General features: G+C 56.5%; 18 protein-coding genes. 10 read left to right on the top strand and 8 right to left on the bottom strand.

The window, feature by feature from the left end; genetic code table 11:
• The 3 genes from LAO21_17735 to LAO21_17725 all read left to right on the top strand — a co-directional run.
• The coding region (locus LAO21_17735; protein MBZ5554562.1) for an IS4 family transposase at positions 1 to 843 on the top strand (843 nt) is incomplete at its 5' end.
• A gap of 449 nt (positions 844 to 1,292) precedes the next feature.
• Positions 1,293 to 1,703: a hypothetical protein gene (locus LAO21_17730; protein ID MBZ5554561.1), complete on the top strand. Its 411-nt coding sequence runs from the start codon at positions 1,293 to 1,295 to the stop codon at positions 1,701 to 1,703.
• A 36-nt stretch (positions 1,704 to 1,739) separates the two neighbouring features.
• Positions 1,740 to 2,309, top strand: a complete 570-nt coding sequence (locus LAO21_17725; GenBank protein ID MBZ5554560.1) for a hypothetical protein — start codon at positions 1,740 to 1,742, stop codon at positions 2,307 to 2,309.
• Between the two features lie 79 nt (positions 2,310 to 2,388).
• On the opposite strand, the gene LAO21_17720 is transcribed toward LAO21_17725, so the two are convergent.
• Both LAO21_17720 and LAO21_17715 read right to left on the bottom strand, forming a co-directional pair.
• Positions 2,389 to 3,084, bottom strand: a complete 696-nt coding sequence (locus LAO21_17720; GenBank protein MBZ5554559.1) for a VIT family protein — start codon at positions 3,082 to 3,084, stop codon at positions 2,389 to 2,391.
• 222 nt (positions 3,085 to 3,306) lie between these two features.
• The gene (locus LAO21_17715; protein ID MBZ5554558.1) at positions 3,307 to 4,524 is read right to left on the bottom strand and encodes an Nramp family divalent metal transporter; all 1,218 of its coding nucleotides are present in this window, start codon (positions 4,522 to 4,524) and stop codon (positions 3,307 to 3,309) included.
• A gap of 626 nt (positions 4,525 to 5,150) precedes the next feature.
• On the opposite strand from LAO21_17715, the gene LAO21_17710 reads away from it, so the two are divergent.
• Entirely contained in the window at positions 5,151 to 5,849 is a 699-nt protein-coding gene (locus tag LAO21_17710; protein MBZ5554557.1) for a hypothetical protein, read from the top strand.
• 501 nt (positions 5,850 to 6,350) lie between these two features.
• On the opposite strand, the gene LAO21_17705 is transcribed toward LAO21_17710, so the two are convergent.
• Positions 6,351 to 6,881 carry a hypothetical protein gene (locus LAO21_17705; GenBank protein MBZ5554556.1) on the bottom strand — a complete coding sequence of 177 codons (531 nt, stop codon included), beginning with the start codon at positions 6,879 to 6,881 and terminating at the stop codon, positions 6,351 to 6,353.
• 135 nt (positions 6,882 to 7,016) lie between these two features.
• Here LAO21_17705 and LAO21_17700 point away from each other — a divergent pair, with 135 nt between their 5' ends.
• The 6 genes from LAO21_17700 (at position 7,017) to LAO21_17675 (ending at position 11,052) form a co-directional block, all read left to right on the top strand.
• Complete coding sequence (locus LAO21_17700) at positions 7,017 to 7,487, top strand: hypothetical protein (protein MBZ5554555.1); 471 nt, start codon at positions 7,017 to 7,019, stop codon at positions 7,485 to 7,487.
• A 311-nt stretch (positions 7,488 to 7,798) separates the two neighbouring features.
• The gene (locus tag LAO21_17695) at positions 7,799 to 9,058 is read left to right on the top strand and encodes a zinc dependent phospholipase C family protein (protein MBZ5554554.1); all 1,260 of its coding nucleotides are present in this window, start codon (positions 7,799 to 7,801) and stop codon (positions 9,056 to 9,058) included.
• Between the two features lie 413 nt (positions 9,059 to 9,471).
• Entirely contained in the window at positions 9,472 to 9,651 is a 180-nt protein-coding gene (locus tag LAO21_17690; protein ID MBZ5554553.1) for a CsbD family protein, read from the top strand.
• Positions 9,652 to 9,735: 84 nt separating this feature from the next.
• The gene (locus LAO21_17685; GenBank protein MBZ5554552.1) at positions 9,736 to 10,425 is read left to right on the top strand and encodes a lipid-binding SYLF domain-containing protein; all 690 of its coding nucleotides are present in this window, start codon (positions 9,736 to 9,738) and stop codon (positions 10,423 to 10,425) included.
• A gap of 210 nt (positions 10,426 to 10,635) precedes the next feature.
• Positions 10,636 to 10,791, top strand: a complete 156-nt coding sequence (locus LAO21_17680; protein MBZ5554551.1) for a DUF3309 domain-containing protein — start codon at positions 10,636 to 10,638, stop codon at positions 10,789 to 10,791.
• 69 nt (positions 10,792 to 10,860) lie between these two features.
• On the top strand, positions 10,861 to 11,052 hold the full coding sequence (locus LAO21_17675; GenBank protein MBZ5554550.1) for a hypothetical protein: 192 nt from the start codon (positions 10,861 to 10,863) through the stop codon (positions 11,050 to 11,052).
• A 320-nt stretch (positions 11,053 to 11,372) separates the two neighbouring features.
• On the opposite strand, the gene LAO21_17670 is transcribed toward LAO21_17675, so the two are convergent.
• The 5 genes from LAO21_17670 to LAO21_17650 all read right to left on the bottom strand — a co-directional run bounded on the left by LAO21_17670 (position 11,373) and on the right by LAO21_17650 (position 15,799).
• Entirely contained in the window at positions 11,373 to 11,522 is a 150-nt protein-coding gene (locus LAO21_17670; GenBank protein ID MBZ5554549.1) for a lmo0937 family membrane protein, read from the bottom strand.
• Positions 11,523 to 11,855: 333 nt separating this feature from the next.
• A complete protein-coding gene (locus LAO21_17665) occupies positions 11,856 to 12,512 on the bottom strand; it encodes a response regulator transcription factor (GenBank protein ID MBZ5554548.1) in 657 nt (218 codons plus the stop codon).
• Positions 12,509 to 14,326 (bottom strand): PAS domain S-box protein, encoded by a 1,818-nt coding sequence (locus LAO21_17660; protein ID MBZ5554547.1) that lies wholly within the window; start codon positions 14,324 to 14,326, stop codon positions 12,509 to 12,511. Before LAO21_17660 ends, LAO21_17665 begins: the two co-directional genes overlap by 4 nt.
• Positions 14,327 to 14,338: 12 nt before the next feature.
• Positions 14,339 to 14,773 (bottom strand): response regulator, encoded by a 435-nt coding sequence (locus tag LAO21_17655; protein MBZ5554546.1) that lies wholly within the window; start codon positions 14,771 to 14,773, stop codon positions 14,339 to 14,341.
• A gap of 33 nt (positions 14,774 to 14,806) precedes the next feature.
• Positions 14,807 to 15,799: a GHKL domain-containing protein gene (locus tag LAO21_17650; protein ID MBZ5554545.1), complete on the bottom strand. Its 993-nt coding sequence runs from the start codon at positions 15,797 to 15,799 to the stop codon at positions 14,807 to 14,809.
• Positions 15,800 to 15,806: the final 7 nt, after the last annotated feature.

The raw sequence follows: 15,806 nt of genomic DNA, 5'->3' as shown, positions 1-15,806 counted from the left end.
CTTTTTCCGCGTTGGGAGTTTCAACGCCGGGTACAAGAAAGCCGGGCCGAGCGGCATGCTCGGGGATTTACCTGTTGGGGCCAGTTCGTGGCCATGCTCTTTTGCCAGTTGGGACGAGCGCAATCGCTGCGCGAGATTTGCGATGGTTTGGCGAGTTGTGAGGGGAAGCTGGCACACTTGGGGATCACGCGACCGAGTCGCTCCACGCTGGCCTACGCCAACGCCCATCGTCCCTGGGAGTTGTATCAACAGATCTTCCTGGATTTGTTGGAACGCTGCCGGCAGCAAGGTCCTCTCCCCAAGAAGTTTCGCTTTCGCAACAAGCTGTTGAGCCTCGATGCTACCGTGATTGATCTGTGCGCCAGCGTCTTCGATTGGGCGCGCTTTCGCCGGAGCAAGGGAGCCGTGAAGATTCATATGGTGCTCGATCATGAGGGGTATCTGCCGCACTTTGCTGTCATCACCGAAGGAGCGGTGCATGAGAGCCGCATCGCCTCCACGCTCCAGTTTGACGCGGGGACGATCGTGGTGATGGATCGCGGCTTTACCGATTACCGCCTCTACCATCGTTGGACGGAGGAAGGAGTGTTCTTGGTCTCTCGACTGAAAAGCAATGCCGATTACGGGGTCGCCGAAGACCGACTCGTCCCGGAGCGGGGATCCATTCTCCAAGACCAGATCATTTTCTGGAAGAGTCCGAGAGGGCATCAGGATTGTCCTCAATTCTTCCGACGCATCGAGGTGCTTCGCCCCGAGACCGGCGACGTGCTGGTGTTGCTGACCAATCATCCAACAACTGGAATTTTCCTATCGCTAACTGGGACAGCAGAATGGGAGACCTGAACTTGAAAATCGACAATCACAACAGTTTTAACCAATATTCATGCGGGTCAGGGTCTTGAATCTCAGCTAATTTGGACAGCAGTGCGTTAGATGCCAACCGAAAAAGGTTGCTAGTTGCGGCCGGACGAAGAGGCCTATGAGGATAATCTTTCGGGCGAGAAGAGCCACCTAAGGCTCGAAAATACCCAGTTTGGGGAATTGTTTTCATATCCTAAAGCAACTTAGCTTGGTCCCACCTGATGCAGGTTCACTGACCTCCACTCGTCCGCCCATTATTCCCCCTCGCAAAACCTGCGTGTGCTGATTTGACCAGGCGTGTGAGCAGTAATGAGCCGACACGCGCTTCGCCTTCGGATATAAAGGTCATGGAACGCTCATTTGCTGAGGCCTATGCCTGCAGCAACCCAGAAATTCAAGATGAAAATCTCAGTATGATTTGGAGAAAACCTATGAAGACACAATGGTGGATGACGGCGTGTGCGGCGGTGCTCCTGGCTTTGACCTGCGGTGTGGCTGTGGCAAAAGACCAGAATCGCGGCCAGAGTAAAAAGGAATATCGCCAGTTCAACGAGAATCAACGCCAATACGCGCGTACCTATTACAACCAACACCAGAACCACAACCAGGGGCTTTTTGGACAAGACAGCCGATGGAACAACGGCTACGAAAATCGGCTTCGGCCGGGCTACGTGCTCGATCGTGATATGCGAAGGATGAGTCGCCCGGCGCCCAATGATTTTACGCGCGGTTTGGGCCGTCCTCCTCGAGGCTACCGTTACGTCATCATCGGGGGACATTTGGTTCTGGTTGACAGGGGGTATCGCGTTCATGACACGATCCAGCTCCACATCAGCTTTTAGCAGACGGTAGCTGGAATTTACATTCGGAGGAAAACCATGAACTTGTCAGCGGTAAGCCAGACACAAATAGCCATATTCATCGTGGTCGCCGTGATGGTGGTCGCAGGCATCGTCATCCGGATTCTTATTCGTAAACGCCGAACGAAAAGACTACGCACTCAGTTTGGCGGCGCTGAATATACTCGTGCCGTTAAAGAAGGCGGGAGCCAGCGGAAAGCAGAAGCGGCGCTCGACGGGCGCGCAGAACGAGTGGAGGGCTTGCACATCCGGCCGCTCGCTCCGGGCGATCGTGCGCGGTTTATTGAGTCCTGGGGCAAGGTTCAGTCGCGGTTCGTTGACGGCCCCGGAGGTGCAGTCACGGACGCCGACCAACTGCTGGGTGATGTGATGTCCACGCGTGGCTATCCGGTAAGCGACTTTGAACAGCGTGCGGCGGATATCTCTGTGGATCATCCAATGGTTCTCGAAAATTACCGTGCAGCCCACGAAACCGCGCTCCGTCAAACGCGGGGGCAGGCCAGCACCGAAGACTTGCGCCAGGCCATGATTCATTACCGGACGCTTTTTGAGGAACTGGTCGGCGAACCGGAGGTGGCGCTGAAGTAAGACTCGTGATTCCTGCCCGCCCTCCATTCCAGGGATAGAGTTCGTTGCGGGAACTCCTGGACTGTCGCGAGTTCATCGCTCATGCAACTGTTCCGAACAGCGACCCGACGCTTGCGGTCAGCGCCATGGCCAGCGCACCCCAGAGCGTGACGCGGATTGCACCCCTCGTCACTGCGGCACCCCCTGTGCGCGCAGCCACGCCGCCTAGAAGCGCGAGGAATACCAGAGAAGTTCCAAAGACAAAAGGAATCAAACCCGCCGCCGGGGCCATGGCCGTGACCAGGAGAGGCATGGCGGCTCCAACGGCGAAGCTGCCCGCCGATGCCAACGCCGCCTGAATCGGACGCGCACGGAGAGTTTCGGTGATGCCGAGTTCGTCATGGGCATGGGCGCCCAGCGCGTCATGGGCCATCAGCTGCCTGGCGACCTCTGTCGCGAGCGAAGTCTCGAGCCCGCGAGCGACGTAGATTGCCGCCAGTTCCTTACGCTCGCCCTTGGCGTCTGTTTTGAGTTCCGCGCGCTCCAGTTCGAGTTCGGCTTGTTCGGTGTCTGCCTGAGAGTGGACAGACACGTACTCCCCGGCAGCCATCGACATGGCCCCAGCCACGAGGCCGGCGACCCCGGCGATCAAAACGTTGCTGGGAGTCGCATGTGCAGCCGCGACACCGAGCACCAGACTCGATGTTGAAAGGATGCCGTCGTTCGCGCCGAGTACCGCCGCGCGCAGCCACCCGATGCGTCCCGTGTGGTGTCGTTCCTTGTTCCTTACACGCATTGTTGAAACCTCCATGATCTGCAACCGTTGGAAACCGCGAAACACCCTCTGGTTCGGGCGCCGGGTTGAGCGCAAAACTTTACTTGGATCATAGGTGTTTGGGAATCGCGAAGATGTCGTCTTGGGCCTGGCTCAACAAAGTGCCTGGGGTCGAACGACATGTGGATTCCAGGCCGCCCCCTCCTAACGAGGATGCAGGGCTCTCAGTTGCATAGGAATATTTCAAGATGTCACGATCATCCCCACCGCTGCCGCAGTCATGACACCGAAGGTAGCCCAGCCTAAATACCTGAGTAGCGGCGGGTTCACGCGCTTACCCATTACTTTGGGGTTACTGGTGAGGAGAATGACAAGCAGGATCAGGGGCGGCGCCAGGAGGCCATTGATGACAGCCGACCAGAACAGCATTTTCACCGCGTTGAAACCCAGGTAATCCAGCACGAGGCCCAACGCCATCGCAGCGCCCATGACGGCGTAGAACTTGCGCGCGCTTCTTGGCTTGTCGGCCATGGAGCCACGCCACGCTGATCCTTCTGCCACCGCATAGGCGCATGATCCCACGAGGACCGGCACGCCCACCATTCCCGTGCCGATCAAGCCCAGGGTGAAGAGCAGGTAGGCTCCCTGGCCGGCCAGCGGACGCAATGCTTCGGCGGCCTGCCGGGCCGTGGTGATGTCGGTTTGCCCGTGGGCATGTAAAGTGGCAGCCGTTGTCAGAATGATGAAATACATGATTAGATTCGAGAAGAACATACCCACGATCGTGTCGGCGCGCGCGCTTCTCAATTCCCCCGCGGTCGCGCCCTTGTGCCCGGCGTGCGTTTGGCCCTTGGTCCGTCCTTCTTCGACCTCCTCGGCGGCTTGCCAAAAGAAGAGATAGGGAGAAATCGTGGTCCCCAGAATTGCCACAAGCACCGACAGGAATCCGCGTGACCACTCCAGATGGGGAACGAACGTCACTGCCAGCGCGTGCTTCCAATCGACGTGAGCGTAAAACGCAGCGAACACGTAGGCGAACAAGACGACCGTCATCCATTTGAAAATCCGCGCGATCAGCTTGTAGGAACTCCAGAACAACAACCCCATGATGACGACCGCATAGACTGGAATCCAGAGGAGCGATCGGATCCCCGTAATGAGCTCGGTCGCATCTGCCATACCGCCGAGATCAGCACCGATGTTGATGAGGTTGGCGAGGACGAGAATCGAGCAGGATCCCCAGAGCACCCAGCGTGGATGGTAAATCCGCACTGCGGCTGCCAGCCCGCGCCCCGTCACCATACCCAGCCGCGCGCACATGAGCTGGATCGAAGCCATTAGTGGAAACGTGAGCAGCGCGATCCACAGCGTGGCATATCCGTAAGCGGCTCCCGCAACAGAATAAGTCGAGATTCCCGACGGATCGTCGTCGGCCGCCCCGGTGATCAGTCCGGGGCCCATGATCGCAAAGGATTTCTTCAGAAGCTTGGATTCTTTGCCCTTTTCGACATGCTGGGTAGACAGTTGTTTTTTCGCCGTCATAGCCGCCCGACGCGATGCTTTGCATCAAAGGTGTTCATTGAGTTCGTAAGACACTGCAACGGTGAATTTTCCATTGGGAGAGTATTACTTGCAAGTTTAATCGCTACCATCGAGTCTTTTCCCGAACGAACAACCCCTATATTGCTTGGCAGAGGGGGGGGAGACGGATATCGCTTTCCATTACTTGCCCTCCCAAGTTGGATTCATCGCTCGGCCCCTTGGCTCCGGCAGGAAAGCTGACAAAAAAGAAAGAGAACGGAGCGTCGATTGACGCGGCTAAACCCTTCTATTCGCCCTACCTTGTACTTCCCTCTCGCCAACCCGAGTGAGCACTTTTGACCAAACGTGTGAGCAGTACTGGGCTGACAGGCCAATTACCCCAGGGTATTAATAGCCGTACCCCGAGAAGTTAGGAAGGATCTGGTGGGAGCCGGCTGGCAGAAGAAACAAGTAGTTACGTCTCTCATCCTGCTTACGGGGACGCTCGTAACCTCTCTTTTGGGGTTACATCCCATGCAGCGACCGTACTTCTAAGGAGGTGTGCAGTGAATGTAAATATCTTGAACCGGATGGTGGTGGCGGCTGCAATCGGGGCGGTGTCTTTGGTGGGAATGAGCCTACCGACCCACGCCCGGCAACAACCGCAGGAAGACCAGAAACAGCAAGAAAAGCAGAAGAAGGAGCAACCGCCGGCGCAGAAACAACGTAAACAGGACCAGAACAAGCAGCAACAACAGCACGCCAAGCAACAGCAGCAAGACCAGAACAAGCAGCAGCAACAGCACGCTAAGCAACAACAGCGGACCCAGAACAAGCAGGAACCACAGCACTCCCGGCAACAGCAGGTCAATCGGCCTTCACAGCAAGGGCAACGTGTGCAGCAAGCTGAACGGCGGGGCGTGTGGCAGCAGCATCGCGCAAGTAGCTGGCAGTCCGAGCACCGCACCTGGCAGCAACGTGGCGGCTACAACGGCTACCGTATTCCTGACGTCCGGTTCCGTGGCTACTTTGGTTCGGGTCACGGGTTCCGCATCCACAGCCTCCCTTTGGTTATTGTAAGCGGGTACCCCCGGTTTCAGTATGGTGGCTATTGGTTCAGTCTCATTGACCCATGGCCGGAATACTGGTCAGACAACTGGTATGACAACGACGATGTGTATATTGACTATTCCAATGACGGATATTATCTGTACAACCGAAGGCATCCCGGCGTTGGAATTGCAATCAGCGTCTACTTGCATTAAGGGTTCATCAAGGGCGATGCCATCGAAACTGCCCGGCGGCGGGCGCACGACGAGATGTATCCATACGGCACCAGAGTGCTTCGAGAGGCCGTGAACAACGGTTCTGAGCAAGGCTTTCTGGCCGCGCCAATTTGCTTCCCGAGGATTGTCGCGGCCAAACCTTTTTTAATCGTCTGACCTCCACCAGCACCATCCCCCATTCCCCCCCTCTCGCCAAGGCCAGTGAGCACTTTTGACCAAACGCGTGAGCAGTACTGGGCTGACACTACAAATCACTCCGGGGTATAAAGGATTGTATCCCGAGTCGCCGGCCAGGATCGTGCGGGGAACAGATGCCAAAAGAGAAAAGACGTTACGTTTCTCATCCTGCATACCGGGATCCCCAATGGCTTCTCCTCTGGGGTAGCATCCCATGAAACGACCGCATTTCTAAGGAGGTGTGAAGTGAACGTGAACATCTTGAACCGTATGGTGGTGGCGGCGGCAATTGGCGCGGTGTCGTTAGTGGGAATGAGCCTCCCGACCCACGGCCGCCAAGAGCCGCAGCAAGACCAGAAACAGCAGGACAAAGAGAAAGAGAAAAAGAAAAAGCAACCGGCGGCGAAGAAACAACCGCCGCAAGACCAAAATAAACAAGCCCAGCAAGGCCAGAATAAACAGCAACCGCAGGACCAGAATAAACAGCAGCAACAGCAGCGCGCCCAGCAGCAACAGGACCTGAATAAGCAGCAACAACAGAAGGCCCAGCAGCAGGAACAGATCAAACAGCGACAACAGCAGCGGGTCCAGCAGCAACAGCGGGTCCAGCAGCAACAGCAGGACCAAAACAAACAGCAACAACAGCAGCGCGCTCAGGAACAACAGCGGGTCCAGCAACAGCAGGACCTGAATAAACAGCAACAGCAGCGCGCCCAGGAGCAACAACGCGTCCAGCAGCAACAGCAACGCGCCCAGCAGCAAAAATGGCAACGGGACCAGGATTGGCAACAGCGCGTCCAGCAACAACGGCAGCAAGACCAAGATCAGCAGCAAGCCCGCCTCTCACAACAGCGTCAGGAGCAGCTTATTAGGGAGCAGCAGCAGCGTCTGACCCAGTATAGGCAGAATCTGGATCAGCGGCAGCGTGTCGGGCAGCAGCATGAAGCAGCGCTTCAGCAACAAGGACGCATGGCGCAGTACCGTTATCAGCAAGAGTATGTGGGGCACCTGCGTGAGCAGCACACGCGTCTCCAGAATGAGCACCACGATTTCAACAATGATCCATATTTCTACACGGCTGCGAACTATCGTTACAACCGTGGCGGCCGCTATTATGAGACGAATCAATACGGCGCCAATTTGCTTCGGGAGGCCGTGAACTACGGTTATGAGCAAGGCTTCCTGGCCGGACAGGCTGACCGGCAGGATCGCTGGCGTTACAACTACCAGGCCTCTTATGCCTATCAGGACGCGAACTACGGCTATGATGGTTATTATGTAGCCCAAAGCGAATACAACTATTACTTTCGCCAGGGTTTCCGTCGCGGCTATGAAGATGGCTATTACACCCGCTATCAATATGGCAGCTATTCGAGCGGCAGGTACACCATCCTGGGCGCCCTCGTGGGGTCAATCCTGGATATGCAGTCGCTTCGCTAAAGACCGCGGACTCTATGAGTTCGATCTTAACCACCGTTGTGGTCCTCGTGGTAGATCTGTGGACCCGGTAATTATTTGGATCGATGAATTCTCTCTCCAGGATTCACATAGGCGATAAAGGAACTTCCATGATAACGATAGGAAAAGACACCATGTCACCGAGCGAACTGGCACGACAAAGGAAGATCGGTCCCAAACCATCAAGACCAGGTCTGGCGCCCCCCACGGTTGCTGCCTCACGGCCAAACGCTCTGGTCAAACGTCGGCGCCTGCTTTCTTTCTGCGTGGCGGCACTCCTTCTCGCCGTACTGATGAGCAGCAATGCCTTGTTTGCATACTCCGTTCTCACGCACGAGCAAATCGTAGACCTGCTCTGGACCGCTGAGATCCGGCCCCTCCTCCTCAAGCGATTTCCGGGGCTGTCGGAAGACCAGCTCAATGAGGCGCATGCCTACGCTTATGGAGGCGCTGTGATCCAGGATCTCGGTTACTACCCCTTCGGCAGGGTGGAATTCAGTAACCTGGCGCATTACGTCCGCAGCGGAGACTTCGTCCGCGAGCTGCGGCTCCAGAGCCAGGATGCCAACGAATACGCCTTCTCCCTGGGCGCCCTGTCACACTATGCTTCGGACATTGCCGGCCACCCGGCTGTCAACACAGCGGTCTCGGTCCACTACCCGAAGCTACGGGCGAAGTATGGCCTGTCGGTCAGGTATGCGCAGGACAAGACGGCCCATCTGAAGACCGAGTTCGGGTTCGACATGGTCCAGGTCGCGAAGAATCGTTATGCGTCGGAGCAGTACCACGATTTCATCGGGTTTAAAGTGTCCAAGCCCCTGCTGGAGCGGGTCTTCCCCATCGTGTACGGTGTGGAGTTGAAAGACGTGCTTCCTAACGTGGACCTGGCGATCGGCTCGTACCGCTTCTTTATCAGTCGGCTGATTCCGGAAATGACCCAGGTTGCACTGCGGACCCATAAGAAGGACATGATGGGCGAGAAGCCCACTGCCGCGAAACGAAAGTTCCTGTACCGGCTCTCGCGCTCCGATTACGAAAAGGAGTGGGGAAAGGACTACCAGAAGCCCGGATTCGGCATCCGACTCCTGTCGGCGCTCTTGCACTACTTTCCGAAAATTGGCCCCTTCAAGGCGCTGGCGTTCAACAACCCGACCCCGCAGACCGAGGAGCTGTATTTCAAAAGCATCAATATGTCGGTCGATCAATACCGGGCTTTTCTTGAACAAATACGCGCGGATGTACTCCTGGTTCCCAATCGTGATTTGGATGATGGCAAAGGGACCAAGGCAGGAGATTATTCGCTGACTGACGACACGTATGCAAAGTTGTTGGCCAGGCTGTCGGAGCGAAAGTTTGAACTGACCACCACAGACCTGCAGGCGAACATCCTGATTTTCTATTCTGACCTCTCTGCTCCGCTGGAGACGAAGAAGGACGCGGCTCGATGGCAGAGTGTGCTGACTCAGCTGGATCAATTGAAATCGGTAACCCCCGTTTCGACTCTCGCGGGCAGTCCACCACCAGCCCAAGCGCCAGTCCCACACCAACCCTAGAGCTCGCTCAGACGCCAACCGCAGTCCCAGCCTTCGTTGTAAGGGCTGGGAAGCATCTCGATTGTGTGAGCATTATCGTTCTGAAAAGGCAGAATGACAGTTCGGCCATAAAAGATCCCGTCTTGGCGCAGCCAGCAGAGCCGCGGGCTAGCTCCAGCAAATTGGATGAGCAATCTTGACCAGACGCGTGAGCCATGCTGAGCAGACAGGCGAATCAGCGCGGAGTATAAACATTATAAACAAAAAGGGCAGAGGACTCGCGAGAGTCTCCAGCTGAAAAGAGCCGAGAGAAGAAATGGCAGGAGAGCGACGACAGGTGTTGCATCATTCGCTCAAACGACGAGGCGTTCGGACCTTCTCTGCTGGATCGCTGTGGGGCTACGGCCCGGATTCCTGCCAAAGGAGCAATCGTGATAAAGCGAAGCACGAAGGATAAAGCCGAAGGCAAGTTTCGCGAAATGAAGGGCAAGGTCAAGGAGGTAGCGGGACAACTGACGAACAATCCCGGTTTGGAAGCCGAGGGCGCAGTTGAAAACGCGGCCGGCAGGGTTCAAGGGATCATCGGCCAGGTGGAGAAAGCAGTCCAACAATAGCATCACCGGCTCGTAGTCCTACGGTTCTGAATGGGAACTTTGGACACGCGGTCAGTGGGCGTGAGTGGAAAAAAGGAGCTTAAGATGAAAAGACTGTGTCTGATTTTTCTGTTGCTGGCATTCTGTACAACGGCATTTGCCGATGAGAGCCAACTGCAAAAGGCAACCAACGTTGTCAACGAGATCATGGGGACTCCCGATAAGGGCATTCCGGGTGAGTTGCTGGAAAAGGCCGTATGTGTCGGCATCGTTCCTTCGCAGGTGAAGTTTGCGCTGGGAGTCGGTGGCACTTACGGACGCGGTGTCCTGGTGTGCCGCAAGGGCGGGAACGGGGCCTGGGATGCGCCTTCCATGTTTACCCTCGGCGCCGCGAGCGTTGGATTTCAGATCGGCGGTAAGGCGACCGACGTCGTCTTCCTCGTGATGAACCCGGAAGGCATGAAAAAACTGGTTCAGGACAGCATCAAGCTGGGCGCGGAATTATCCGTAGCGGCCGGTCCGGTGGGTCGTTCCGCCGAAGGGGCGACAGACGCTCAACTCCACGCTGAGATTCTCAGCTACTCCCGGACACGGGGCTTGTTCGCCGGGGTGTCACTCGACGGCGCCGTGGTCAAGCAAGATAGGGATGACAACGAGAAGCTCTACGGACGCAAGGTGACCGCGAAAGAAATTCTGATCGACGGCACGGTGCGCACTCCTCCGGCGGCCCGGGGCTTGGACAGGGCGCTGACAAAATACTCCCCCAAGGGTGGGCGAAAGTTCGACCGATTGTAAACGCTCACCAGGGCAGCAGGGCGGTTGTCGAGATCATCTACATCGCCCTCTGAACTGTGCACGCGCGTGGCGCGCGGCGTTTGATTGAGGGAAAGGGATGTTGGGCCTGAGTTTGGCCTCGCTCGGTTTCGCAGCCAGTCCTGCCGAAGAGAAACCGGCGGTTTCGCACCGGCAGGACATTACGAAAGGGCAAGAAAGGGGGGTGGCAACATGCTCGGAACGGTCTTGATCGTCGTTGTGGTTTTGATGCTCTTGGGAGCACTGCCCAGATGGTCGCACAGCCGAAGCTGGGGTTATGGACCCAGTAGCGGGCTGGGCCTGGTCCTGGTGATTCTGCTCATCCTGCTGCTATTGGGTCACCTTTAGAGGCCCGGTACCTGGCCAACGATTACGAGAATCCCAAGGCAGACTCGAGGGAAAAGGAGGTCAACAATCATGCCTTTAATTAATGTTTTCGTGGTTCTAATCGTAGTGGGTGTTCTGCTCTGGCTGGTGAATCGCTTCATACCCATGGCAGGATCCATTAAGTCGATCTTGAATGCGGTTGTGGTCATTTTCGTGGTTTTGTGGCTCCTGAATGTCTTTGGACTTCTCCATTCCCTCTCCCGGATGCACATGAGGCTGTAAAGGACCCAAATCGGCGATGGAGGGATCGGTCAGTAGGTCTGCCTGCGACCTATAAGACTAACCAAGGCTCCTGGGCTTGAATTTCTCCAGCCAAGGAGCCTTTTTTTGTTCTCTCAAAGTGAGATTGAACTCTAAGTCCGGCTTCGCAAATCTTGAACCACGAGTAATGCGGCAAAGGCCCACCTCTACGATCATTCGACAGAGCTCTGGCCCTGAATGACCCTGCCCAGAACTCCGGCGAGGGCCAGCAGGCCCAGAATTAGAGGATCAGCAGAAAGTTAATCCTTGCCACCCTCTCAGGTTTGGTTGGTTCGGCCGCCTTATGCCGCAGATCTTCGACCGGTGAGCAGGTTCCACAGCAACACAACCACGGCAACCACGAGCAATGTGTGGATGAGGCCTCCGCCAATGTGAAGTCCAAAGCCCAGCAGCCACAAAATCATCAGAATCACGAAAATTGTCCAAAGCATTTTGATCCTCCTCCCCAACTTCCGTCTCCAGGCAGATCCTGGCTGGAAGTTAGAGGCACACCTCTTATACCCTGGCCGGAATACGGGTGTCAGCCCAGTACGGCTCACACGTCTGGTCATATTTGCTCATCCCGCTTAATGAAGGGAACTACAGGGGGGCGGTGGAAATTACGAAGGGTTCAACATGGAGACGGGCGAGTGCAATCTTTGGGCAGCTGGCAAAGGCGAAATTGGGCGCTATTCACCCGTTGTAGGCGTTGGGGATTGAAATTCGATTTTGTGATTTGAAGCAGCTTTAGATTGGCAGCTGCCAGTGTGGCATTTGAGAACGTTCTAGAACTGCACAATCTTATTGCGAAGGGCGTATCGAATCAGGCTGCTTAAGGAATGGGTGCCGAGCTTGCGCATGATGTTGCTTCGGTGGGTTTCGACCGTGTGAACACTGAGCCCCAGGGTTACCCCGACCTCTTTATTGCTCTTCCCTTCTGCCAGAAGCTGGACAACTTCCCGCTCGCGAGGGGTCAGCAAGTCACGATGGCGGTTCGTTCTGTCGGTAGTCTTACCCCTTTTCAGGTGGCTCTCCACAACGAGCGTGGCGACGTTGGATGAGAAAAAACCTTTGTGCCGGCTAAGCGCCGCCACGCCCTCCACCAGGCTTCGTCCCGCGTCGGACTTCAGGACGTAGGCACGAGCGCCTGATTCGACCACCCTCCGGACTAACTGTTCGGACTCATGAAGCGTCAGGATAAGCACCTCGGTTCTGGGGAGGGCTTTCAGGATTTGTCGCGTGGCTTCCAAGCCATTCAGTTCCGGCATGCTGAGGTCCATCACCACGACGTCCGGCTTCGTCTGTTTAGCCCGCTCAACAGCCTCCCGGCCGTTGGCCGCCTCCGCGCAAACTTCCCATCCCGGACGGACTTCCAGAAGGGCGCGCATTCCCTGCCGCACGACCTCGTGATCATCTGCCACCAGGATACGAAGCGTTTTCATGGAGTGACCTCGGGACGCGGGATCACGACACGAACGGTCGTGCCTCGCCGGCTTGAAGCGATTTCCAGCCGGCCCCCGAGTTGGATGGCCCGTTCCCGCATACCCATAATGCCCACTCCAAGCTGTCCGGCATTCGAATTGCCCAGGTAGAGGGCCTTTGTGGACATTCCCTGGCCTTTGTCTGCTATTTCTAACTCCACCCCAGTCGAGCGCCGCGAAAGCCGTATCCTGGCGGTGGGACTCTTGGAGTGACGATGGACATTCGTCAGGCTTTCCTGCACGACCCGAAAGAGGGTCGTCTCGACCTCCTGGGGGAGCCGGCCAAAATCGGGAGACACTTTGAGGTCAACCTTGATTCCGCTTCGCTCGGCAAACCCTTTGACATACCATGCCAAGGCTGAGGCCAAGCCATCTTCATCAAGCAGCGGCGGGTGTAACAAGTAGGAGAGGGTACGCATCTCATTCAACGACCGCTCTGCCACCTCAAGGCTTCCCGATAGAGCCTTCCGTGCTTTTGGATTAAGCCGGCCAGCCGACCTTTGCGCCAGGGTGAGGTTCGTCACCAAACCAACGAGGTTCTGGCCGATGGCGTCGTGGAGTTCCCGGGCAACACGCCGCCGCTCCTCATCCTGCAACTGCAGCAGACGTGTAGACAGCCCGCGGAGGGCCTTTTCACCTTGCTTGCGTTCGGTGAGGTCTCTCATGACGGCTAACATGCAACTTGATCCCGTCTCATCAGCTATGGGGGCCGCATAAGACTCGACCCACCTCCGCGTCCCTTTGATCCCGACAATCTCGAATTCCAAATTGGTTCGGTTGCCGCCGCACACTGCTCGCAAGAAAGCTTTGAACGCCGGCGTATGCTCAGGGACAATCAAGGGAAGGACTGACTTTCCACGAACTTCGGCAAAGTTATCAGCCTCGATCATGGCCAGGCCCGCCGGGTTTATTTGAAGAAGGTCGCCGTTCGCCGCGACTTTCGCGACACATTCCGGCTCGGTTTCAACGATGGCACGCAGGTGACCTTCACTTTGCCGCAGCGCCTCTTCCGCCTCCTTGCGCGGGGTAATATCGATGATGGTCCCCAGGATGAACGGTTGTCGGCCGGCCTCCCCTTCGATCAGATTCTCGTTGACCAGAACCCAAACCGGGCTGCCGTCTTTTCGCTTCAGGCGCATCTCCAAATTCGAGAGGGTCCTTTCCGACCGGATGCGGGCCACGATCGCTTCCGGCTCGCGGGGATCAAAGTAGAGGTCCTGCACGGGATGGGCTAAGATCTCTTCACGAGAGGCATATCCGAAGACTTTGACGAAAGCCTCATTACAGTCCGTGATGCGGCGGTCCAAGGCAGTCCGGTATACCCCCGCAAGGTTTTTTTCAAAGAGCAGGCGATACTGCTCCTCGCTTCTCTCCAAAGCTTCCTTCCCTTGCACCCGCTCAACCGCATAGAGGATGGCACGGCAAAGCCACTGACTATCGACCTTTCCTTTGATCAAGTAATCCTGCGCCCCTTCCCGGACTGCTTGAAGGCCCAGCACCTCATCGGTAAGGCCAGTCAGGACGACAATCGGAGTGTGGGGAAATTGACTGTGCAACTTCACAAAAGTGCTCATGCCCTGGCTATCGGGGAGGCCGAGATCCAATAACACCGCGTCGATTCCCCCCTTCGCCAGGCGCTCGACCGCCGTCGTCAGGCTTGAGGTATCCTCCAGGGCAGCCAAGGCGGTCTTCGAATCCTTCAACATTTCCCGGATCAGGCGGACATCTCCCGGATTGTCCTCCACCAGCAAAACCTTAATCGGCTCGGAAGTCATGGCATCCTTACCTTACGGAAGTTTCACGATCGTCAGCCAAAAATCTTCGATCGACTTCACAACCTTGACAAACTGTTCCAGGTCGACCGGCTTGGTCACGTAACAATTGGCATACAGGCTGTAGCTCTTGGCGATGTCTTCTTCGGCCTTCGATGAGGTCAGTATCACGACCGGGATGAGCCGTAAGACGGGGTCGGCTTTGATTTCCGCCAGGACTTGCCTGCCATCCTTCCTGGGCAAGTTCAGGTCGAGCAAAATGAGGTCTGGTCGCGTAGCGTGGGCATATCTGCCGGTCCGGCGAAGCAGATCCAGTGCTTCAACGCCGTCGGCGGCGACGCTCAAGGTATTGCGAACCTTGGTTTCCTTCAAGATTTCCACCGTCAGTCGTACATCGGCGGGATTATCCTCAACGAGCAAGATTTCAATGGGCCTTCCAGCGGTCTCCATTTTCGCCTCCTCCGACCCATGGCCATGGCGGGGTCAAGCCGGTATCGTAAAGTAAAATGTCGATCCCTTCCCCGCTTGCGACTCGATCCAGATCTTTCCTCCGTGCCGCTCGACAATCTTCTTGCAAATCGCCAAGCCGATCCCTGTGCCGGAATGCTCACCCTTGCCGTGCAGGCGCTGAAATATCAAGAAAACGCGATCGAAGTGCTCGGGGTCCATGCCGATGCCATTATCCCGCACCGAGAAGAGCCATTCGTTCTCATTTCGCCGGGCTGAAACATGAATGACGGGCGGTGCCACCGAGCGAAACTTGATCGCATTGCTGAGCAAGTTTTGGAACAGGCGGCTCAGTTGGTCCCGGTCGGCCATCACGGTCGGCAACGGGTCGTGGGTCACTGTCGCTCCGTTTTCCCCCATCGCGCTTCCCAGATTCGAGACAGCAGCAGTCAGGATCTCCTCGCAGTCGGAGGGCGCAAATTCCGCGCCCCGGGAACCCAGGCGTGCATACGCCAGCAAGTCGTTAATCAGTCGATGCATTCGAGCAGCGCCGTCTACGATATAGGTGATGAACTCATCGGCATCGGAATCGAGTCTTCCCTTATAGCGTTTTGCCAGAAGCTGCGTGAAACTCGTCACCATGCGCAGTGGTTCCTGGAGGTCGTGGGAGGCCACATACGCAAACTGTTCGAGGTCCGCATTGGATCGCTCCAATTCCTTCGCATGAAGTTCGAGCTCCCTTCTAACTTCCGTGCGCTCAGTGATGTCTTCTATGGCGAGGAGAATCATCGGCTGGCCTGTCTCGGGCTGGATCCGGCGGGCATTGAGAACCATGAACCTCCGGCCGATGCCGGCGAATTCGCGCTCTACCTTGAAGTCCTCGATCGGCATGTCGTCACCGCAAACCTCATCCAGAAGAACGCGAAGCTCGGGAATGTTCCACTGGCCGTCCCCCAGTTCATAGATGAGTTTGTTCCCGGTCTCCTCGGGCTTGACATCAAAGGTTCGGTAGAAAGACCTGTTTGCCATTTTCACC

This window comes from Terriglobia bacterium, from assembly GCA_020073085.1.
GTDB lineage: Bacteria > Acidobacteriota > Terriglobia > JAIQFV01 > JAIQFV01 > JAIQFV01.
This window is presented reverse-complemented; position numbering and strand designations above follow the sequence as displayed.

Coding starts and splice junctions, on each gene's coding strand:
- LAO21_17695 (MBZ5554554.1), top strand. CDS start 7,799: ATGAGCAGCAATGCCTTGTTTGCATACTCCGTTCTCACGCACGAGCAA.
- LAO21_17655 (MBZ5554546.1), bottom strand. CDS start 14,773: ATGGAGACCGCTGGAAGGCCCATTGAAATCTTGCTCGTTGAGGATAAT.
- LAO21_17685 (MBZ5554552.1), top strand. CDS start 9,736: ATGAAAAGACTGTGTCTGATTTTTCTGTTGCTGGCATTCTGTACAACG.
- LAO21_17660 (MBZ5554547.1), bottom strand. CDS start 14,326: ATGACTTCCGAGCCGATTAAGGTTTTGCTGGTGGAGGACAATCCGGGA.
- LAO21_17700 (MBZ5554555.1), top strand. CDS start 7,017: ATGGCGCAGTACCGTTATCAGCAAGAGTATGTGGGGCACCTGCGTGAG.
- LAO21_17725 (MBZ5554560.1), top strand. CDS start 1,740: ATGAACTTGTCAGCGGTAAGCCAGACACAAATAGCCATATTCATCGTG.
- LAO21_17665 (MBZ5554548.1), bottom strand. CDS start 12,512: ATGAAAACGCTTCGTATCCTGGTGGCAGATGATCACGAGGTCGTGCGG.
- LAO21_17675 (MBZ5554550.1), top strand. CDS start 10,861: ATGCCTTTAATTAATGTTTTCGTGGTTCTAATCGTAGTGGGTGTTCTG.
- LAO21_17670 (MBZ5554549.1), bottom strand. CDS start 11,522: ATGCTTTGGACAATTTTCGTGATTCTGATGATTTTGTGGCTGCTGGGC.
- LAO21_17650 (MBZ5554545.1), bottom strand. CDS start 15,799: ATGGCAAACAGGTCTTTCTACCGAACCTTTGATGTCAAGCCCGAGGAG.
- LAO21_17720 (MBZ5554559.1), bottom strand. CDS start 3,084: ATGCGTGTAAGGAACAAGGAACGACACCACACGGGACGCATCGGGTGG.
- LAO21_17730 (MBZ5554561.1), top strand. CDS start 1,293: ATGAAGACACAATGGTGGATGACGGCGTGTGCGGCGGTGCTCCTGGCT.
- LAO21_17715 (MBZ5554558.1), bottom strand. CDS start 4,524: ATGGGCCCCGGACTGATCACCGGGGCGGCCGACGACGATCCGTCGGGA.
- LAO21_17680 (MBZ5554551.1), top strand. CDS start 10,636: ATGCTCGGAACGGTCTTGATCGTCGTTGTGGTTTTGATGCTCTTGGGA.